The organism is Bradyrhizobium genomosp. III, from assembly GCF_000261705.1.
Taxonomy (GTDB): domain Bacteria; phylum Pseudomonadota; class Alphaproteobacteria; order Rhizobiales; family Xanthobacteraceae; genus Bradyrhizobium; species Bradyrhizobium ottawaense.
In genome coordinates, this window is sequence record NZ_AJQF01000170.1 from 41,161 (window position 1) to 60,788 (window position 19,628).

The window sequence follows — 19,628 nt, forward strand, 5'->3', positions numbered from 1 at the left end:
GGGGCGGTCCGCTCTCAGGCGTATCTGCTCGGAGGTATAATTTGCGGCACGATCGTCTGCTCAGTCCATAGCCATTGGGCGAAAATCGCACTGATGGTCAAGGATTTCACACCGCGAGCATAGTTACCTCGCCGCTATTCTTCGCGCCCGCTCGCATCAAGTTGCGCCTGCGCGCGGCGGCGCTAGTATTGCAGCCTGCGGGCGACGAAAGATCGCGTCGATGTGTGGAGGGAGCTGATGTCCATCTCCGGCAAGGTTGATCCGGTGGTACGTCGCGTCGCGGCGACCGACATCGCCGAGGCGCTGGTCGAGGGTCTGCGCGATTTCCAGGCGCTGCCGTTCTACGGTCTCTGCTTCGGCGCGCTCTACGCCGCCGGCGGCATCGCCATCATGCTGTGCCTCACCGCCTTCGGCATGGTCTATCTCGTCTATCCCCTGGCGGCCGGCTTCGCGTTGATCGGGCCGTTCGTGGCGATCGGACTCTATGAGGTCAGCCGCCGCCGTGAGCGCGGCGAGCCGGTCTCCTTCGGCGCGATCTGGTCGGCCGTGCGCGCGCGCAGCGAGATCGGCTGGATGGCGTTCGTCACGCTGTTCGTGTTCGTGATATGGATGTACCAGGTGCGGCTTTTGATCGCGCTCCTGCTCGGCCTGCACGCTTCGTTCTCGAGCCTTCAGGAATTCATGACCGTGGTGCTGACCACGAATGAAGGCCTGCTGTTCCTCGGCATCGGCAATGCGGTCGGTGCGGTGCTGTCGCTGATCCTGTTCTCGTTGACCGTGGTGTCGTTTCCGCTGCTGCTCGACCGCGAGGTCGATTTCGTCACGGCGATGGTGACCAGCGTGCGCGCAGTGGTGACGAGCCCGCTGCCGATGATCACATGGGCCGCCGTGATCGTGATGCTGCTGATCGTCTCGGCGCTGCCTTACTTTCTCGGGCTGATCGTGACACTGCCCGTGCTCGGGCATGCGACCTGGCATCTTTATCGGCGGCTGGTGGTGCCGGCGGCGTAAGAAGGGAGCCGGGCGCGACGGCGGCGAGCTATTCGCCCGTTGCCAAGCGGCGAACGCCGGATGAGGTCAGTTCGAGTTCGCCGAGCCGCCTGATCGCATAACCCAGGTTGACCAGGCGTTCGCCGTGTCCTTGCGGAATTTCGTCTTGCGCCTTGCCCTTGCCGACCTCGGCCAGCGACGCGAATTCATCGGCGCTGAGCGCAGCGGTGCTGTCTGTCATCAGGCGACCTCGTCCGTCCATACCTTGAAATTGAGCAGGGTATTCGGCCCGAAGGTCTGGGTGATCGGGACGTCTGCGGCGTCGCGTCCCTGTGCGATCAGCACGCGGCCAATCCGCGGCGTGTTGTTGCGCGGATCGAACATGTGCCAGCTCCCACCGATGAAAGCCTCGAACCAGGCCGCGAAATCTCCCGCAGGCCACGGCTGCGGTGTGCCGATGTCGCTGAGGTAGCCGGTGCAATAACGCGCCGGGATGTTCATGCAACGGCAGAAAGCGATGGCGAGATGGGCATAGTCGCGGCATACGCCCTTGCCTTCGTCGTAGGCTTCCCGGGCTGTCCTGGTCGCACGCGCGTGCTCATGCCCGAACGTGATGCGGCGATGAACAAAATCGCAGATGGCCTGGACCCGCGCCCAGCCCGGCGGCGTCTGCTCGAACAACTTCCACGCGATGTCCGACAGGCGATCGGTCTCGCAGTAGCGACTACCGAGCAGATAGACGAGCGCGTCGGCCGGCAGCGCTTCGACGGCGTGCTGAATCGCTTTTGGAAACACCGGGTCGGGCAGGCCGCTGTCGCCAGCGACGCCATCGCCGGCAAGGCGGAAGGCGCCGGCTGGCGCTACGATGCGGCTGCACCAATTGCCGAAGAGGTCGCGATAGGGACTGATCGCCACCGAGGGGCTGGTGGTCAGCAGATCGGGCACGATCACATCGGAGGCGCGCGTGAAGTGCGTGCCCAACACCATGATCATGGGCGTCGGCTGCGGGAATTCGTACAGCATCTCGTACCCGACGCGGAGCTTCATACGAAACACTTTCCCTTGGCTAAGCTCTCAACATGGCTACGAAGCGGTCGAACACAAGGCTTCGACCGCCTTATTCGCCCGCGAGCGGCATTTGGCGCTTCAAAAGCGCGGCGCGGGCGAGAAAACGATAGCTAATTGCAGTGATTGCGCGCACGGTGCGCCAATGTCGGGCAGGCCGGTCGTCTCTGCGCACACAGGCCGCTACGACTCCAAGCGCGCGACGTGAACGGCTCATTTCTGGCGTCGGCGGAACCGACACGTCGTAACGACGACCATTGGCGTATTGCCCGTTTCAGCGGCTGAGCCGCGCGCGGCGGGCTCGTGCCGCTCGATGACGGGAAGATTCCATCGCGGTCGATGTGAGATCGAACGCCAACCGAAAGCACCTGATGCAAACGCTCTCCCCACGGCACGTCAAGGCAGACGAAGCGCTACGGCTCGGCGTGGAGTCGGGCTGGTACGCGATCAAAGTCAGCGGGACCTTTGTCTCGGGGCCGCACGACTCTGAAGGGGAATGCCGTCGCAAGATCGACGAGATTCATCCGCCGCTGGTGAAGAAGAAGCGATGAGGGCCCAGGTTCCGGCCGCTACGGCGTCTTGATCCCCATCGCCTTCAGCGCATCCAGCATCCGCTGCGGCGGGCCCATCTTCACCACCAGCGGCTTGCCGGTCTCGAGCACGCTCTTGAGACCGGACAGGATCGCCGGCCAGCCCTGCCGTCCGCCTTCGAGGATGTCGTCGCCGAGCGGGCGGTCGTGGCCTTCGCTCATGGTGAGGCGGACCGCATCGCCGGCCTGTTCGATCTCGTAGGTGACGAGCGTCGGGCCGAGCTTCTCGATCAGCTCGGGCCAGTTCACGTTGAATGTGACCGAAAGCTTTCGCGGCGGATCGTAGGCGAGAACCTCGCCGCTGATGTGCAACGCGCCATCGGGCGTGCGCACGGTGAACGCACCGCCAAGACGCGGCTCGACCTCCACGGCATTGCCGAAGAAATACTGCTTGCTGAACTCGGCCGATGTCAGCGCCTCCCATACCTTCTCCGGCGTCGAAGCGATGTAGATGGTGTAGACCGTCAGCGGCTTGAATTGATCGAGGTTCATTTTGCGTCGAATCCCTTGTTGAGCGCCGTGCGCGGGATGGCGAGCACTTTGCCGCTCTCCAGCAGGCTCTTGAGCCCGGACAGGATCGCCGGCCAGCCATTGGAGACGGCGCCGAGATATTTGCCGCCCTCGACGAAGCCGTCATGCAACACGGTCAAACGCACGAGCGCGCCGAACGGTTCGATGGTGAAGATGACGCGTGAGATCGGCTCGCCGCGCAGCTCTTCGAACTTCTGGTGCTTGAAGCTGTAGGACAGGCGGCGCGGCGGATCGGCCTCGAGGATCTCGCCGGAATCGGTGATCTCGCCGTCGAGCGTGAGCGCAAAGGGCGAGCCGGCTTTCCAGTCGGAGCGGACCTCGGCGCCGAACCAATATTGCCTGGTGAATTCGCTCGACGTCAGCGCCTCCCACAGCTTTTCCGGCGTGGTCTCGATATAGGTCACGTAGACGAACTCCGGCTTACTCATCGCGCTTCTCCAACTGGCGTTTCAACTCGCTGAGTGCGGCGAGCTTGCCGCGCTCGAATTTTTTGATCCAGCGTTCGCCGATCTGATGGATCGGCACCGGGTTGAGATAGTGCAGCTTCTCGCGGCCATGCCTGATAGCCGTGACCAGATTGGCCTCTTCCAGAATGACAAGGTGCTTGGTCACGGCCTGCCGCGTCATCGCAAGGCCCTCGCAGAGCTCGTTCAGCGTCTGGCCGTTTTTGGCGTGAAGCCTGTCGAGCAGCGACCGTCGTGACGCATCGGCGAGCGCTTTGAAGACCTCATCCATGACACCGATAATAGGCAACCAAATGGTTGCGTGTCAAGCGCGCCGTCATTCCGAAACCGCGCAGCAATTATCCGGAATCTCGAGATTGCGGGTTCGCACTTTGTGCGCCCCGGAATGTCCAGCCGCAGAATCGTGTTTTGGTCGCCCGCAATCGGCCGTGCTAGCCTTTCAGCTCAGCCAACGCAGATTGGTTCCGGGAGGATTTTCATGTTCCGTCGCGTTTCATTTGCTGCCGCTCTCGTCCTTTTCGCGTGCAGCACCGGGGCCCAGGCGCAGAAGCAGACCATCGGCGCGCCGCCCGAAGCGTCCAACATGAAGCTCGTCGGGAGCAACGACCTCCAGGCCCGCAGCGCCTATCAGCCGACCATCCATCACCAGGGCGATCGCTGGATCGCCTATATCGGCCATCACGGCGGCACTGATGATGTGCCCGCGCCTGTCAACCCGATGACGGGCAAGGCCGAGCCGAACGGAACCTCGATCGTCGACGTCACCGATCCCGCGCGACCGAAATATCTGAGGCATCTGCCGGGGCAGGAGGGCAAGTATGACTCCGGCGGGGCGCAGATGGTGCGGGTGTGCGACGGCAAGGCGTTGCCGAAGGGTGATCCCAACGCGGTCTACATGCTCAGGACCTTCGGCGGCGAGGCGCATGAGTTATGGAACGTCACTGATCCCGCGAGCCCGGTCCTCATCACGCGCATCGGCGGCCTGAAGGACACGCACAAGAGCTGGTGGGAATGCGACACCGGTATCGCCTATCTCGTCTCGGGCGCGCCGGACTGGCGCACGCGGCGCATGACGCAGATCTATGATCTCTCCGATCCCGCGCATCCGCAGAAGATCCGCGACTTCGGACTGCCCGGTCAGGAGCCCGGTTCGACCGGCGCGGTGCCGACCGAGCTGCACGGGCCGATCTCGACCGGGCCCGATGGCAACCGCGTCTATTTCGGTTACGGCACCAACAAGGGCGGCATTTTGCAGATCGTCGATCGCGACAAGCTCCTGAACGGGCCGAAAGAGCCGACGCCGGACAATCTGCGCTATCCCGAGATTTCGCGCATGCCGATGTCGGCCTTCAACGGAGCGCATACGACGTTTCCGATGCTCGACATGCCGATCGCCGAATTCGCCGAGGACAAGGACGGCAAGACCCGCGACATCGTCATGATCGTGAATGAAGCGATCCTCAACGAATGCGGCGAGGCGCGGCAGATGGTGTGGTTCGCCGACGTCACCACCGAGACGCGGCCGATGATGATCTCGAGCTACACCGTGCCGGAGGCGAGCGGGCAGTTCTGCCAGCGCGGCGGCCGGTTCGGCTCGCATTCCTCCAACGAGAGCATGGCGCCGGTCTATTACAAGAAGATGGCCTTCATCGCCTTCTTCAATGCCGGTGTGCGCGCGCTCGACATCCGCGATCCCTATCACCCGAAGGAGGTCGGCTATTTCATTCCGTCGATCACTGGCGCAACCGACAAGCGCTGCATCCCGATCGAGGGCGGCGAGCGCTGCAAGGTCGCGATCCAGACCAACAATGTCGAGACCGATGATCGCGGCTTCATCTACATCGTCGACCGCGCCAATACCGGCCTGCATATCCTGGAGCTGACCGGCCCGGCGCGCAATGTCGCCGGCCTGCCGAAGAACTGACGATGCGGGGGCGGAGCGATGTCGGCATCGATGTTGGTACGTCGGCTCTCACATTCTCCGCTGTCATTCCCCGCGCAGGCGGGGAATCCAGCATTCCAGAGACGTTGGTGAAGTGCGGAGGCGTCGCGGCGTACTGGATCCCCCGCTTTCGCGGGGGATGACACCGTTGGTTGAGCGCGCACCTTGCGCTCATCTCGCTTCCCTCTGCGCTCAACCCATGCATTAATACCCGCAAGCCGCCATCAGCCGAGTCTCCCCCATGATGTCCATGCAAGCCTATTTCGCCTTCGTCGCCGCCTGCATTGCGCTGGCGCTGCTGCCGGGGCCGATCGTCACCCTCGTCATCGCCAACGGCCTGCGCCACGGCACGCGTGCTGCGCTGACCAACGTGGCCGGTGCGCAGGCCGGCCTTGCCATCGTCATCGGCATCGTCGCGGTCGGCCTGACCTCGCTGATGGCGACCATGGGCTACTGGTTCGACTGGGTGCGCTTTGCCGGCGCCGCTTATCTCGTCTGGCTCGGCATCAAGCTGATCTGGGCGCCGGTCGAGGGCGTCGATGTCGACACACCGCCTCCGCCGCCGCGCGGCGGCTTCTTCCTGCAGGGTTTTCTGGTGCTGCTGTCGAACCCGAAGGTGCTGGTGTTCTTCGGCGCCTTCATCCCGCAGTTCATGGACATGAACCAGCCGCACTTTCCGCAAGTCGCGCTGCTGGGCGCAACCTTCATGGTCACCGCCGTGGTGACCGATGCGCTTTACGCCATTGCCGCAGGCCGCGCGCGAAAATTCTTCTCGGCGCGCCGCACGCGGATGATGTCGCGCATCTCCGGCGGCTTCATGATCGGCGGCGGCATCTGGCTGGCGCTGACCAGGGCGAAGTGAGGCTTATACCAGCAGCTCCGCCTTCAACTCCACCGCGACCTCGGCAAAAATCCTTGCCAGCCGCTCGGCCCATTGCTGCTGGCCCGCGTGGTCGGCGATCAGATCCTGCCGGATCTCGATGCCGGTGTTGACGAGGCCGCGCCCTTCGCCGTGGACGGGGATGGTGTAGTCGGTGAGGTCGCTGACCGCGTAAGGCTCGTTGTCGCCGACGACGAGATCGCCCTCTGCGCGCAGATGCTTGAGCAACAGCTGCGGCAGCACGGTGTCGCGGTTGTACAGCGCGGCGATGTGCCAGGGCCGCGTGACGCCGGCATAGACGGGCGTGAAGCTGTGCAATGAGACCAGCACCGTCGGCCGCTTGTCGTGCAGGCGGGCGTCGATCGCGGCATCGATGCGATCATGATAGGGCTCGAAAATCTCGCGCCGCCGCGCCTCGCGCTCCCCATCCGAAATCCCTTCGTTGCGCGGGATCGCGGTCGCTTCGGAGATTACGGGGATAGAGCTCACCGCGGCCGGCGGGCGGTTGCAGTCGATCACAAGCCGCGAATAGCGCTGCGCGATCAGGTGCGCATCCAGCAACCTGGCGAGCCGCTCGGCGACGCCGGCGATGCCGATGTCCCAGGCGATGTGTCGCGTCAGTTCGGCCTCGGTGACGCCGAGATCGCCGAGCGCGCGCGGCAGCACCCGTCCGTAATGATCCGAGGTGAGCAGGAAGGGTGAGGTCCCTCCCGCGTTCACCTCATGCACCGGCGGAATATCGCCCTCATCGAGCAGTTGATCGGCGGCCTCGGCCGTGTGCAGGTCCATCCTGATTGCCTATGAAACGATTACGTGTCTAAACGGAGTAACGATATTGCACCGACGTCGCAACTTTAGAGCAGCATGACCTCCGATCGCCTTTTCGTCTATGGCACCCTGATGCGCGGCTTCGACCATCCGATGGCGCGGCTGCTTGCGGGCCACGCGGATTTTCTGGGTGAAGCGACCTGCCGCGGCAGCCTCGTCCTGGTGAAGCATTATCCGGGATTGCTGCTGTCGGAGGCAGCCTCCGACATCGTTCATGGCGAGCTCTTCCGGATGCGCGTGCCTGACGAACTGCTGGGTGAGCTCGACATGTACGAAGCCTGCGGCGAAGGCTTTCCGGAGCCGACCGAATATCTGCGCCGGCTGATCGACGTGACGCTGGCTGATGGCGCCACGGAGAAGGCCTGGACCTATGTCTACAACTGGCCGGTCACGGGTCTGCCGCGCATCGAGTCCGGGCGCTTTCTGGAGCATTAGTTATTTTCGAGCATGATCTTCTCGGAAAGCCGCTTCGCACTTTGCGCTGACGCGGCCGTCCGGGTCCGGATCATGCTCTAAGCCGACAGCACTTCCTTCACCACGCGCACGTCCACCTCGCGCTCGACGTAACTCCATTCCTCGGTTTCGCGGAGCACCGCAACCAGCTCCTCGAACAGCGAGGCGTGCGCGGGGGCGAATTCGAACCAGGTCAGGAAGTCGAAGGGCTCGCCGAGATCGCGGCAGTGATAGAGCTGCCGCGCGATCGCGGGCAGGAAACGAAGACTGCTTGCGATGTGGTGCGACTTGTCCTCGAATATCTTGCGGCGCTCTTCCTGAGTCAGCTCCCACCAGGCCTGCGATTTGCGGATCGGGATCAGCGCCGCGCTGGTTGCTTCCAACCGGCCGAGCCCGGCCTGCACGGCCACGAGTTGCTCCTTCTCAGGCCGCTCGGTGTAGCGCAAATTGCTCGGGGCCCCGACCAGCCGCCACGCATTGCGCGAGGGCACCAGCGGCAATGAGACGGCCTCGCTGTCGGTCACCGACAGCGCAGGCATGAAGGGCAGGGGCTCGCCCGTCACTGATGAAATCGAGGTGACGCGCCAACCCCCGCTGTGGCCGCCTCGAAACGTCCTGAACATGGCCTATGGAAGCGCGGAACCGGGGCGGGTTCAAGCTTTCCGTCGAAACTTTCGCCTGTGAATAGCTGGGAGAAGCCACACATGCTTCGTATTTCCCGGGACCGTCCCTATATGCCTATCCGGTTGGCCATAACGCCCGACTCAGCCCAGAAATCAGCATAATGCGCTTCACACCCCAATTCCTCGACGAGCTTCGTGCCCGGCTTTCGGTCTCCGAAGTCGTGGGCAAGCGCGTCAAGCTGAAGAAGGCGGGGCGGGAGTGGAAGGGGCTGTCGCCGTTCCAGCAGGAGAAGACGCCGTCCTTCTACGTCAACGACCAGAAGGGTTTTTACCACGACTTCTCCTCCGGCAAGCACGGCGACATCATCAGCTTCGTGATGGAGACCGACGGCCTGCCCTTCGCGGAAGCCGTCGAGCGGCTCGCCAGCATGGCAGGCCTGGCGCTGCCGGCGGTGACGCCGGATGCGGCGCGGCACGAGCAGCGCCGCCGCACGCTGCATGACGTCATGGATCTCGCCGCGACCTATTTCGCGGAGACCCTGGCCTCGCGCGTCGGCGCCAAGGCGCGCGGCTATCTCGCCGACCGCGCGATCTCGCCGGCGACGCAATTGCAATTCCGCCTCGGCTACGCCTCGCCCGATCGCTTCGCGCTGAAGGAGCATCTCGGCAAGCTCGGAATCTCCGTCGACGACATGGTCGAGACCGGCCTGCTGGTGGCCGGCAACGACATTCCCGTGCCGTATGACCGCTTCCGCGATCGCGTGATGTTCCCGATCACCGATTTGCGCGGCCGCGTCATCGCCTTCGGCGGGCGCGCGCTGGAGAAGGACGTTCCGGCAAAATACCTGAATTCGCCGGAGACGCCGCTCTTCCACAAGGGCGACAATCTCTACAACCACCAGACCGCGCGCAAGGCCACCCATGACGGCAGCGCGCTGATCGTGGTCGAGGGCTATGTCGACGTCATCGCCATGGTCACCGCGGGCTTTGCGGGCGCGGTTGCGCCGCTCGGCACCGCGCTGACCGAAAGCCAGCTGGCGCTGCTCTGGAAGATGGCGGACGAGCCGATCCTCTGCTTCGACGGCGACCGCGCCGGGCAGAAGGCGGCGTATCGTGCTGCCGATCTCGCGCTGCCCTTCCTCGCACCCGGGAAGAGTCTTCGGTTCGCGCTGTTGCCGGAGGGGCAGGACCCCGACGATCTCGCGCGCTCGGGCGGTCGCGGCGCCATCGAGGAAGTCATCGCGGCGGCCAAGCCGCTTGCCGAGATGATCTGGTCGCGCGAGCTCGAAGGCGGCAACTTTGCCACCCCCGAGCGCCGCGCTGCGCTGGAGGCGCGCATCAAGGAGCTTGCGAACGGCATCCGCGACGAGGTGGTGCGGCGCTATTACCGCGATGATTTTGCCGAGCGGCTTCGGCGCACTTTCGCGCCCGAGGGTGGCCGCGGCGGCTTTGCCGGCCGGGGCAATTTCCAAGGTAATTTCCAAGGCAATTTTCAAGGCAATTCCGGTCGCCAATTCCAGCCCCGGGCTGCGGGAGGCGCGAATCGATTCGGGGGGCAAGGATTCGGTGGCGGCCGCCGCGGCGCGCCCGGCCCCACCCTGTTACCCTCCGGCCCCTACCAGGCGGCGAGCCCGCAGCTGGCGGCCAGCCCGATCATGCGCGGCCAGCGCAGCGCCATCTCCCGCCGGGAGGCCCTGATCCTGCAAAGCCTGATCAACCATCCCTGGCTGTTGCACGACCACCTCGAGGAGGTGGCCGCCCTGGAGCTGGCCCATCCCGAGGCCCACAAGCTCAGGGCCGGCATCATCGCCGCCTTTGCCAACGATCACCACCACTCCCCGGACCCCGGCGAGCAGGCCGAAAAGATGCGCGGCGATCTCGCCAGGAGCGGATTTTCGCAAGTTCTTCAAAGGGTTGAGAGTGGCATCACGACCGCGGCGGTGTGGGGCGCCCGCGAAGGCGCCGCCCCCGACGACGTTCTCGCCACCTGGCACCAGCTGGTTGCCTTGCATCGGCAATACCATTCACTACTTAGAGAGTTGAAGGACGCCGAGCTGGCCTTGGGGGAGGACCCCAGCGAGGCCAATTTGGCGTGGCTGCGTGACGTCAAGGCCCGTCTGGCCGAGGTCGACGGCACCGAGGCCCTGATCGAGGGTTTTGGCGAGCTGTCGGGCCGGTTCCAGAAGAGCGTGTGATGAAAGAATCATGCGGACGGCCGGAGCCGGAACCGCTAAAAGACTCGCCAAATCCAAGGTTTGGCGGCAAAAACAGGGTTAATCGAGGCTTAACGGTCTTGTAGCACTTTGGCCACCAGGCGGCCGCAGGCAGAACAGACGCGTCAGGAATGAATCCGCGCATTGCTGTTGGCACTACACCTGCATCCGCTGCGACAAAGAGGCTGACGAAGCGTTAGGCATTTCCGGCGAGAGAGAGTTGGGGGTGGCGAGAGACATGTGCGCCGCCCTTTCCGTGTCGAGAGCTGCCGAAGCGAGAGCGTCGGGCAACAGGTTCATGTGAATTCAGGCAGGCGCGGCGAGCCGACTGCATTGAAGCGCGTTTAGGAGCAATGGATGGCCACCAAGGCAAAGACGCTGCAGGCGAAGGACAAGGAAAAAGACGACAAGGCAGCGGACGCGCCGGAAAAGGATTCCCAGGACGCGCCCTCGCCGTTGCTCGACCTGTCCGACGCCGCCGTAAAGAAGATGATCAAGCAGGCCAAGAAGCGCGGCTTCGTGACCTTCGATCAGCTCAACGAAGTCCTGCCGTCCGACCAGACCTCGCCCGAACAGATCGAGGACATCATGTCGATGCTCTCCGACATGGGCATCAACGTCACCGAAGCCGACGATAGCGAAGGCGAGGACGACAAGGACGAGGGCGGCGAGGACGAGACCGACAACGAGCTCGTCGAGGTCACCCAGAAGGCCGTCACCGAGGTCAAGAAGAGCGAGCCGGGCGAGCGCACCGACGATCCCGTGCGCATGTATCTGCGCGAGATGGGCACGGTCGAGCTCTTGTCCCGCGAAGGCGAAATCGCCATCGCCAAGCGCATCGAGGCCGGCCGCGAGGCGATGATCGCAGGGCTCTGCGAAAGCCCGCTGACCTTCCAGGCCATCATCATCTGGCGCGACGAGCTCAACGAAGGCAAGATCTTCCTCCGCGACATCATCGATCTCGAAGCAACCTATGCCGGCCCCGACGCCAAGGCCGGCATGAACAATGCGATGATCGCAGGTCCCACCGGCGAGAACGGCGAAGCGCCCGCCGAGGGCGGCCAGGCCGCCGCGACCGGCGCGCCCGCGCATGTCGCTCCGCCCGCCGCGCCGCCGTCGCCGACCCCGTTCCGGGCCGCGCCTGCGCCGGGCGGCGCTGAGGCCGGCGAGGAGAAGGATCCGGGCGAGGCCGCGGCCGAGTCCGACATGGACGACGACGAGTTCGAGAACCAGATGTCGCTCGCGGCCATCGAGGCCGAGCTCAAGCCGAAAGTGGTCGAGATCTTCGACAAGATCGCCGACAGCTACAAGAAGCTGCGCAAGCTTCAGGAGCAGGACATCCAGAACCAGCTCCAGAACGAGTCGCTCTCGCCGCACCAGGAGCGCAAGTACAAGAAGCTGAAGGACGAGATCATCGTCGAGGTGAAGTCGCTGCGCCTCAACCAGGCGCGTATCGACTCGCTCGTCGAGCAGCTCTACGACATCAACAAGCGCCTCGTCTCGCATGAGGGCCGCCTGATGCGCCTTGCCGACAGCCACGGCGTCGCGCGCGAGGACTTTTTGCGCAACTACACCGGCTCGGAGCTCGATCCGCGCTGGCTCAACCGCGTTTCGAAGCTCTCGGCCAAGGGCTGGAAGAACTTCGTCCATCACGAGAAGGACCGCATCAAGGATCTCCGCCACGAGGTGCATCAGCTTGCTGCGCTGACCGGCCTCGAGATCGTCGAGTTCCGCAAGATCGTGCACTCCGTGCAGAAGGGCGAGCGCGAAGCACGCCAGGCCAAGAAGGAGATGGTGGAAGCCAACCTCCGTCTCGTGATCTCGATCGCCAAGAAGTACACCAACCGCGGCCTGCAATTCCTCGACCTGATCCAGGAAGGCAACATCGGCCTGATGAAGGCGGTCGACAAGTTCGAGTACCGCCGCGGCTACAAGTTCTCGACCTACGCCACGTGGTGGATCCGGCAGGCGATCACCCGCTCGATCGCCGACCAGGCGCGCACCATCCGCATTCCCGTGCACATGATCGAGACGATCAACAAGATCGTGCGCACGTCCCGCCAGATGCTCAACGAGATCGGCCGCGAGCCGACCCCGGAAGAACTCGCCGAGAAGCTCGGCATGCCGCTCGAGAAGGTCCGCAAGGTCCTCAAGATCGCGAAAGAGCCGCTCTCGCTCGAAACGCCGGTCGGTGACGAAGAGGATTCACACCTCGGCGATTTCATCGAGGACAAGAACGCGATCCTCCCCATCGACGCCGCGATCCAGTCCAACCTGCGCGAGACCACGACGCGCGTGCTGGCCTCGCTCACCCCGCGCGAAGAGCGCGTGCTGCGCATGCGCTTCGGCATCGGCATGAACACCGACCACACGCTGGAAGAAGTGGGGCAGCAGTTCAGCGTGACGAGAGAGCGTATTCGCCAGATCGAGGCCAAGGCGCTGCGGAAGCTGAAGCATCCGTCGCGGTCGCGGAAGCTGCGGAGCTTCTTGGATAATTGATTCGGATCGTCGTGCCTGGGCTTATCCAGTGCATTCAGGAAAAGGCGGGTTGGAACCCGCCTTTTTGTTTGCCATGTTGTCAAGTCAGATTGTTCATGGTATGTTCTAATTTGGTTTGGGCATCTTTTGGTTGTATGAAAACGATCCGGCACTCAGGGGGAGAGGGGGCTGAACTGCATGCCACCACCAAAATTTTTCGACGAACGGAGCGACCAGTCTGAGGTGAAAGCCCGCATCGTCCAGAAGTACTTCTACGTATGGGCAAAGGTAATTATCCCGTCCGCAAAGCTCAGGGATAAGAAAATCGCTTACATTGATCTTTATGCAGGTCCGGGCCGCTATAAGGATGGCGCGGCATCGACTCCTCTGATGATTTTGGAGCAGGCAATCAAGGAGCCAGACTTACGGGATATGCTTGTTACGCTGTTCAATGATGCGAACAAGGACAACACAAACGCGCTCGAAAGCGAAATCAGTAAACTCGTCGGTATTGAGACGCTGAAATATAAGCCGCAAGTTAGTTGCGGCGAGATCGATGAAGATGCTGCGAAGTACTTTAGCGAAACAAACTTGATTCCGTCGTTCTCGTTCGTTGATCCATTTGGCTACAAAGGGTTGTCACTCAAAATCGTAAACGGGGTTATCAAGGATTGGGGATGCGATTGCGTCTTCTTCTTCAACTATAACCGGATCAACGCAGGTATTTCTAATCCTGCTGTGAAGTCTCATATGGACGCCCTTTTCGGAGAAGAGCGTGCCGAGATGCTGAGAAAGGTGCTCCCGGAAAAAAGTCCAGCAAAGCGGGAAGAACTTATTCTCGAAGAGTTGGCCCAGGCGATCAAGGCAATGGGGGGTAAATTCGTCCTCCCTTTTCGCTTCAAGAATGCAAACGGAACGAGGACTTCACACAGCCTGATTTTCGTATCCAAACACTTCAAGGGGTACGAGATCATGAAGGACATTATGTCGAAGGAAAGCTCTGTAGTTGACCAAGGAGTGCCGTCTTTTACGTATTCGCCTGCCGATGCCTCAACTCCGCTACTGTTTTCACTCGCTCGGCCGCTCGATAGCCTAAAGGAAGATCTTCCGAAAGTCTTCGCTGGGAAATCGTTCACGATGCAGCAAATTTACGAGCAGCACAGCATCGACACACCGTTCATCAAGAAGAACTACAAAGATGCTCTGCTCGGATTAGTGGCTGAGGGCAAAATATCGGCGGAGCCCGCAAAGCGGAAAAAGGGTACGTTTGCTGACCACGTCGCAGTCAAGTTTCCCTGAGAGAGATTGAATGGCTACCAATTCTGCAATCGAATGGACAGAGGCGACTTGGAATCCCGTTGGAGGATGCACTGTTATCTCTCCCGGATGCACCAATTGCTACGCTATGCGATTGGCGCATCGTCTAGAGAAGATGGGTCAAAAGAAATACGCCGATACAACGCGCGTAAGTGGTCGCCGGGCGAAGTGGAATGGCCGGATAGTTTTGGATCGGAATGCGCTTGATCTTCCTCGAAAGTGGAAGACGGGAAAAACTATCTTCGTGAATTCAATGTCTGATCTTTTTCACGAAGGTGTGCCTCTTGATTTTATTCAGGAGGTTTTCAAAACCATGATCGCAACCCCCCAGCACACCTACCAAGTTCTAACTAAGCGAGCCGAGAGGGCCGAAGCGCTTTCCTCTGCCCTTCAATGGCCAAATAATATTTGGCTGGGGGTCAGTGTTGAAAGTGAAGAGTATCTGTGGCGGATTGATTGTCTCAGGCGGACTAACGCAGCAATTAAGTTCTTGAGCTTGGAACCTCTCCTCGGGCCGCTAGATGACTTGAATCTAACGGGGATCGATTGGGCAATCGCTGGGGGTGAAAGTGGCCCCGGGGCGCGAGTAATGAATCCTGACTGGGTTCGGTCAATTAGAGATCAATGCGGGGCAGCTAACGTGGCCTTCCACTTTAAGCAGTGGGGTGGCGTGAACAAAAAACGCGCTGGTAGAATCTTAGATGGAAGAACGTGGGACGAACTTCCTACGATCAGATCGAAGCATCATCGCCATTTTGAGGCTCGTAGTTAGACAGATAGATAGCACGCCCCGCGGCGGATGAATCTCAGCCTCTGGTCAACATGATCGGATCAGCGTCCCACCTCACCGTCTACTACAACACCCGCTGCCCCGTCTGTGACGCCGGCATCGACTGGCAGCGCAACAAGCTGCTGGCGCTGGTGCGCGCGGGCACGGTCGAGTTCAAGGACATCAACGAGCAGCCCGATGCGCGGGCGCACTTTGGTGCCTCGCTCGACGACATCAGGCGCCGTCTGCATGCGACGGATGAGGCCGGCCGGCTCATCGTCGGTGCGGACGTTGCGATTGCGTTGTGGAGGCTGACGCCGGGGGAGGGGTGGCTTGCGGGGCTGCTGGGCAATCGCGTGGCGCTGCCGTTCACGCCGTTTGTCTATGACCGGTTTGCCGATCTGCTGTTTGCCTGGAATAAGAGGAGCGGGCGCTGGTGAGCGCCTGCTGATGTCGTCCTACTTCTTCTTCACCCCGACCCGCTCGATCCGCTTGATCTCGAGCGCGGGGCGGCCGCTCTTTTCGGCGATCTCGCGGTCCTGCTCCATGATGAAGTTGCGTGCGGGTTCGTCGCCGTCGAGGCCGCCGAGCAGCTCTGAGGGCACGCGGCGGTTGGAGCGCTGGGAATCGTCTTCATAGAAGACGTTGAAGAAGGCGAATTCGCCTTTGGGATTGGTTCCGGGTTTCTTGGCCATGGCGGCTTGTCGTCGATTGGAGGGCCGCAGTCAAATGACTTTGGCGGCCACCGACGTCAGTCCAGGCCCGAACGCGACGGGGATCGATGCGGCTGATTGAAATCGGGCTGCGGGGAGGGCGGCGGGCGCCTGTTGCGATCTGGCGAGACCCTTGCTCAACCAGCCCTTGTTCAGGCAACGCTTGCCTCAATAAACGGCGGGCCGAAGCCCGCCGTCTATTTCTGGTCTTCAGTGTCGCCCGGGGCTGGCGGGGCGACAACCTAAAATAGAAGGCTATAGAAGGTGCCCTGCGATGGCAAGGCAAATCGTGGCGGCGTCGATGTCGCAGCCAGCGGATCAGATATGCGGTGGTTGCGACGTGTGATTACCATCCACGTCGAAGCAATTGTTTAGAACGTCAAATCAATTTGTTCATCTTGCCGGCTTCGCGATGCAACGCGCGTGCCGTGCTGTGTCGGAAGGCGCGCCAACCTGCACCTCTTCCCGCCTGCGTGCAGACAGTGTGATCCCGATCCGCAATAGCGGGTTCCATCGTCGCCGCTCATGTCTCAATGCGTGCGCGTGCGCCGCGCCGTCTCCTGCACCGCGAGCCGCGAGCCGCGATCCGTGTCCGCCGCCCTTGCCGCTGTGCTCTTTAAGTCCCTGCGCCATGATCGCGCTGCCCATCGCAGCCGAGCCGAAGGTGATGAGGAAGGATGCCAGCAGCAGCGCGAGCGCGATGCCGGGCGAACTGTCGGCGAAGATCAGCTCGCGCAGATGTCCGGGGTTGAGCCAGAGCAGGCCGCCGACGAGCAGCGCCGCGGCGCAGGCGCCGATCGCGAGGTTGATGGCGAGCAGGCGGAACAGGGGGATGCGCAGGAGCACGGAGCGGGCCGGCTTGTTCTGCTGGTCGGGCATCGCTGGTTGCCTCAGACTTTGTCGCGCCCGGGAATGACGAGAGAGAGGATGTCTGCAGCCATCCATCTCACGCCGTTCGCGCTGCGATGTTGACCCGCATCAAACTCCCGCGCGACGGTTCATGGCGCCACCAGCTCCACGCGCCGGTTGAGGGCGCGGCCGGCGTCCGTCGCGTTCGGGCCGACCGGCGCCAGCAATCCGACGCCGGCGGTGCGCAGGCGTGTCGGCACGATCCGAAAGCTCTTCACCAGCTCGGCGGCCACCGCCTCCGCGCGGCGCTTGGAGAGGTCGAGATTGTACTCATAGGCGCCCTGGCTGTCGGTGTGGCCGACGATGAAGACGCTCAGCTGCGGCTGGCTCGCGAGCAGCCTGGCGATCTGCTCCAGCGTCGGCCGGCTTTCCGGTTTCAGCACCGCCTTGTCGGTGTCGAAATAGATGCCGTAGAGCGCGATGTGGCCGGTCTCGCCAAGACCCTTCGCCATCGCAGCGGCGTCGACCATCTTGTTCGCGATGGCCCCGAGCTCGGCGATCGTGACCTGCGCGGTGATGTCCTGGTTGTTCTGGCTGACGATGACGCTGGCATAAATCTCGCGCCCGCCTTCGGCCTTGCGGCCGGCAAAATAGCGGTAGTTGAAACCGTCGACCCACATCTGCGGCACCGGCAGCGTGTCGATGCTTTCGGTGAAGGGGATGGCGCCGCAGGCGTCGGTGTCGCAGGCCAGCAAGGTCTCGAAGCCGGCCTTGGCAAGCTGCGTCTCGAAATTGCGCGACACCTCCAGGATCGAGGGCCCGGGATTGGTGCGATAGGCGATGCGGATGATGCGGCCCTCGAGCCGCCGCGCGTCGGTCGGCTGGCCGTCCCTGAAGCTTGCGGCCTGCATCCGTGCCGCGTCAAAATCCTTCACCACATAGCCGGTGACGACGCTGCCGGCGAACCGGCCGATGCCGGGATAGTCGCGCGCGCCCACCACGTCGCGCGTCTGCGCGGAGGCGGGGATTGCGTGCAGGACGAGCAGGGCGGCAAGGACGAGCATTCCCGGGATGTTCTGCGGCGCGGACATCGGCACTCTCTGTCGGTTGCGGGGGACGGGACGCAAGACGTTAGTCTCGCGCGCCGTCCTGCCGGTTCTAACCGACGAACCAATCCCGGTTCGATTGTCCCGGAAAGCGCGCCGCCGCCTCAGGCCGCAGGCGTGGCCCGGCCGACGGCCGCACGCTCCTGCGCCGCCTGCTGCCGTTCCATCATGGTCTGCCAGAGCGTTGCGATGCTCGCTTGCGTCTGCGGCGCGATCAGGCAGTGGCCTTCATTGTCGAAGCCGCAGAACCGCACCGAGGGGTCCTTCTTCACCTCGATCAGCGCCTGGTTGATCATCTCCAGGCACGTCATGACCCCGCCGATGTCGGGCAGGCGGGTGTGATGCAGGATGTCCATCAGGCGGAAGGTCATCACCGCGGGCTGGCCGAAGCTGATGCCGGGACGGCCGAGCTCGAGCAGCACGTTCACGGCCGGAAGCACGCCCCTGATGTGCTCGAGCACGCCGGCAACGTCCTCCACGCTGCAGGCGACGAGATGGGAGGCCTGGGGCGGGATCGTCACGGGCGCGCGCGGCGCAAGGCCGAGCGAGGTGATGACCTCCTGCTCGATCCATTGCCGCACCGCTGCGGGGGCATTGCGGATCTGCTCGGCGGTGAAGGTAATTCCGGTCATGGACGCTTCTCCTGGGCGACTCTCCTGTTCGCTGCAATCTAGGAAGCGCGACGTGAGACAGTTTGATGCGGATCAAGCCTTCTGATTCAAGCCTTGCGCCTTCAAGCCTTGCGCTTTCAAGTCTTGCGCTTTCAAGCCTTGCGCTTTGACGCTCGCGTCTTTCCCGGGCATGATCCGCGCGCTGCTTCGCAGCTAGGATTTTTAAGGGGATTGCTCCACATGCTGAGACTGCTTCTCGCCGCCGCGTCCGTCATTTGTCTGGCCGGCGGATCGGCGCAGGCCGCGCGCTGCGGCGGCGACTTCAACAGCTTCGTCGCCAGCATGGCCCAGGAAGCGCAAGCGGCCGGCGTCTCGGCAAGCGTAACCAGCGCGGCGCTCAGCGGCGTCACTCCTGATGGCGCAGTGCTCGCCTTCGACCGGCGCCAGCGCCACACCTTCAACAAGAGCTTTGAGCAGTACGTCTCGACCCGCGTCGGCCCCGGCCGCATCAATGGCGGCCGCGCGCTGCTGCAGCGCCACGCCGCGCTGCTCTCGCGCATCGAGCAGCAGTTCGGCGTGCCCCGCACTATCCTGGTCGCGATCTGGGGCCTGGAGAGCGATTTCGGCAAGGGCGACATCGGCAAGATGCCGGTGGTGCGTACGCTGGCGACGCTCGCGCATGATTGCCGCCGCACCGACCTGTTCCAGGGCGAGCTGCTCGCTGCGCTGAAGATCGTGCAGCGCGGCGACCTGCCGCTGCGCGACCTGATCGGCGCCTTTGCCGGCGAGATCGGACAGACCCAGTTCCTGCCGTCGTCCTACATCAAATACGGCGTCGATTTCGACGGCGACGGCCATGTCGACCTCCGCCACAGCGTCCCCGACGTGCTCGCCTCGACCGCAAACCTGCTCCACACCAGCGGCTTCAAGATGGGCCAGCCCTACGGCGAAGGCACCGCCAATTTCGAAGCGATGCGCGAGTGGAACAGGGCGGTGGTGTATCGCAAGACGATCGGGTATTTCGCCGATCGGCTCGCGGGGCAGTGACGACACACGCAGTCTCGTAGGGTGGGCAAAGGCGCAAAGCGCCGTGCCCACCATTTCCATCCGTCGTCGGAAGTCGTGGGCACGCTCCGCTTTGCCCACCCTACGACGGCCCAGCTTGTCGTTTGTAGGATGGGTAGAGCGCAGCGAAACCCATCGCGT

The 19,628-nt window shown here is 62.9% G+C and carries 21 protein-coding genes and 1 pseudogene; 11 read left to right on the forward strand and 11 right to left on the reverse strand.

The window, feature by feature from the left end; all coding sequences use genetic code 11:
• Positions 1-237: 237 nt before the first annotated feature.
• Entirely contained in the window at positions 238-1,011 is a 774-nt protein-coding gene (locus IC66_RS0114975; protein ID WP_028140484.1) for a DUF2189 domain-containing protein, read from the forward strand.
• A gap of 28 nt (positions 1,012-1,039) precedes the next feature.
• On the opposite strand, the gene IC66_RS0114980 is transcribed toward IC66_RS0114975, so the two are convergent.
• On the reverse strand, positions 1,040-1,231 hold the full coding sequence (locus IC66_RS0114980; RefSeq protein ID WP_038948151.1) for a hypothetical protein: 192 nt from the start codon (positions 1,229-1,231) through the stop codon (positions 1,040-1,042).
• The gene (locus IC66_RS0114985) at positions 1,231-2,037 is read right to left on the reverse strand and encodes a transglutaminase-like domain-containing protein (protein WP_038948153.1); all 807 of its coding nucleotides are present in this window, start codon (positions 2,035-2,037) and stop codon (positions 1,231-1,233) included. Before IC66_RS0114985 ends, IC66_RS0114980 begins: the two co-directional genes overlap by 1 nt.
• 389 nt (positions 2,038-2,426) lie before the next feature.
• On the opposite strand from IC66_RS0114985, the gene IC66_RS0114990 reads away from it, so the two are divergent.
• Positions 2,427-2,606 carry a hypothetical protein gene (locus tag IC66_RS0114990; RefSeq protein ID WP_028140481.1) on the forward strand — a complete coding sequence of 60 codons (180 nt, stop codon included), beginning with the start codon at positions 2,427-2,429 and terminating at the stop codon, positions 2,604-2,606.
• Positions 2,607-2,624: 18 nt separating this feature from the next.
• On the opposite strand, the gene IC66_RS0114995 is transcribed toward IC66_RS0114990, so the two are convergent.
• The 3 genes from IC66_RS0114995 to IC66_RS0115005 are packed head-to-tail and all read right to left on the reverse strand — an operon-like array spanning position 2,625 to position 3,911.
• Positions 2,625-3,137 (reverse strand): SRPBCC family protein, encoded by a 513-nt coding sequence (locus IC66_RS0114995; protein WP_038948154.1) that lies wholly within the window; start codon positions 3,135-3,137, stop codon positions 2,625-2,627.
• Positions 3,134-3,604: an SRPBCC family protein gene (locus IC66_RS0115000; protein WP_028140479.1), complete on the reverse strand. Its 471-nt coding sequence runs from the start codon at positions 3,602-3,604 to the stop codon at positions 3,134-3,136. The genes IC66_RS0114995 and IC66_RS0115000 overlap by 4 nt, the downstream gene beginning before the upstream one ends.
• Complete coding sequence (locus IC66_RS0115005) at positions 3,597-3,911, reverse strand: ArsR/SmtB family transcription factor (RefSeq protein ID WP_028140478.1); 315 nt, start codon at positions 3,909-3,911, stop codon at positions 3,597-3,599. Before IC66_RS0115005 ends, IC66_RS0115000 begins: the two co-directional genes overlap by 8 nt.
• 207 nt (positions 3,912-4,118) lie before the next feature.
• Between IC66_RS0115005 and IC66_RS0115010 the strand changes: the two genes are divergently transcribed.
• Positions 4,119-5,564, forward strand: a complete 1,446-nt coding sequence (locus IC66_RS0115010; RefSeq protein ID WP_038948155.1) for an LVIVD repeat-containing protein — start codon at positions 4,119-4,121, stop codon at positions 5,562-5,564.
• A 259-nt stretch (positions 5,565-5,823) separates the two neighbouring features.
• A complete protein-coding gene (locus IC66_RS0115015; RefSeq protein ID WP_080670083.1) occupies positions 5,824-6,444 on the forward strand; it encodes a LysE family translocator in 621 nt (206 codons plus the stop codon).
• Between the two features lie 3 nt (positions 6,445-6,447).
• On the opposite strand, the gene IC66_RS0115020 is transcribed toward IC66_RS0115015, so the two are convergent.
• On the reverse strand, positions 6,448-7,251 hold the full coding sequence (locus IC66_RS0115020) for an N-formylglutamate amidohydrolase (RefSeq protein ID WP_038948156.1): 804 nt from the start codon (positions 7,249-7,251) through the stop codon (positions 6,448-6,450).
• Between the two features lie 75 nt (positions 7,252-7,326).
• On the opposite strand from IC66_RS0115020, the gene IC66_RS0115025 reads away from it, so the two are divergent.
• A complete protein-coding gene (locus tag IC66_RS0115025) occupies positions 7,327-7,725 on the forward strand; it encodes a gamma-glutamylcyclotransferase family protein (protein WP_028140474.1) in 399 nt (132 codons plus the stop codon).
• Between the two features lie 77 nt (positions 7,726-7,802).
• Here the strand turns inward: IC66_RS0115025 and IC66_RS0115030 are convergent, their stop codons facing one another.
• Positions 7,803-8,366 carry a chlorite dismutase family protein gene (locus tag IC66_RS0115030; RefSeq protein ID WP_038948158.1) on the reverse strand — a complete coding sequence of 188 codons (564 nt, stop codon included), beginning with the start codon at positions 8,364-8,366 and terminating at the stop codon, positions 7,803-7,805.
• 161 nt (positions 8,367-8,527) lie between these two features.
• On the opposite strand from IC66_RS0115030, the gene dnaG reads away from it, so the two are divergent.
• From dnaG to IC66_RS0115055, 5 genes are all read left to right on the forward strand, one after another.
• Positions 8,528-10,561 (forward strand): DNA primase, encoded by a 2,034-nt coding sequence (dnaG, locus tag IC66_RS0115035; protein WP_038948159.1) that lies wholly within the window; start codon positions 8,528-8,530, stop codon positions 10,559-10,561.
• Positions 10,562-10,936: 375 nt separating this feature from the next.
• A complete protein-coding gene (rpoD, locus tag IC66_RS0115045) occupies positions 10,937-13,078 on the forward strand; it encodes an RNA polymerase sigma factor RpoD (RefSeq protein WP_038948160.1) in 2,142 nt (713 codons plus the stop codon).
• 177 nt (positions 13,079-13,255) lie between these two features.
• Positions 13,256-14,356 (forward strand): three-Cys-motif partner protein TcmP, encoded by a 1,101-nt coding sequence (locus IC66_RS0115050; protein WP_038948161.1) that lies wholly within the window; start codon positions 13,256-13,258, stop codon positions 14,354-14,356.
• A gap of 10 nt (positions 14,357-14,366) precedes the next feature.
• A complete protein-coding gene (locus IC66_RS43395; protein WP_083859294.1) occupies positions 14,367-15,146 on the forward strand; it encodes a DUF5131 family protein in 780 nt (259 codons plus the stop codon).
• Positions 15,147-15,196: 50 nt separating this feature from the next.
• Positions 15,197-15,583 (forward strand): thiol-disulfide oxidoreductase DCC family protein, encoded by a 387-nt coding sequence (locus IC66_RS0115055; RefSeq protein ID WP_038948162.1) that lies wholly within the window; start codon positions 15,197-15,199, stop codon positions 15,581-15,583.
• A gap of 18 nt (positions 15,584-15,601) precedes the next feature.
• Here IC66_RS0115055 and IC66_RS0115060 read toward each other — a convergent pair whose 3' ends face one another.
• The 4 genes and pseudogenes from IC66_RS0115060 to IC66_RS0115075 all read right to left on the reverse strand — a co-directional run bounded on the left by IC66_RS0115060 (position 15,602) and on the right by IC66_RS0115075 (position 18,443).
• The gene (locus IC66_RS0115060) at positions 15,602-15,838 is read right to left on the reverse strand and encodes a hypothetical protein (protein WP_028140470.1); all 237 of its coding nucleotides are present in this window, start codon (positions 15,836-15,838) and stop codon (positions 15,602-15,604) included.
• 548 nt (positions 15,839-16,386) lie between these two features.
• A pseudogene (locus IC66_RS0115065) lies at positions 16,387-16,735 on the reverse strand (hypothetical protein).
• A gap of 119 nt (positions 16,736-16,854) precedes the next feature.
• Positions 16,855-17,769: an OmpA family protein gene (locus IC66_RS0115070; RefSeq protein WP_354267830.1), complete on the reverse strand. Its 915-nt coding sequence runs from the start codon at positions 17,767-17,769 to the stop codon at positions 16,855-16,857.
• Positions 17,770-17,915: 146 nt separating this feature from the next.
• Positions 17,916-18,443 carry a hypothetical protein gene (locus tag IC66_RS0115075; protein WP_038948165.1) on the reverse strand — a complete coding sequence of 176 codons (528 nt, stop codon included), beginning with the start codon at positions 18,441-18,443 and terminating at the stop codon, positions 17,916-17,918.
• A 219-nt stretch (positions 18,444-18,662) separates the two neighbouring features.
• On the opposite strand from IC66_RS0115075, the gene IC66_RS0115080 reads away from it, so the two are divergent.
• Positions 18,663-19,469, forward strand: coding sequence for a lytic murein transglycosylase (locus IC66_RS0115080; protein ID WP_028140466.1), 807 nt, complete (start codon positions 18,663-18,665; stop codon positions 19,467-19,469).
• The last annotated feature ends 159 nt before the right edge of the window (positions 19,470-19,628 follow it).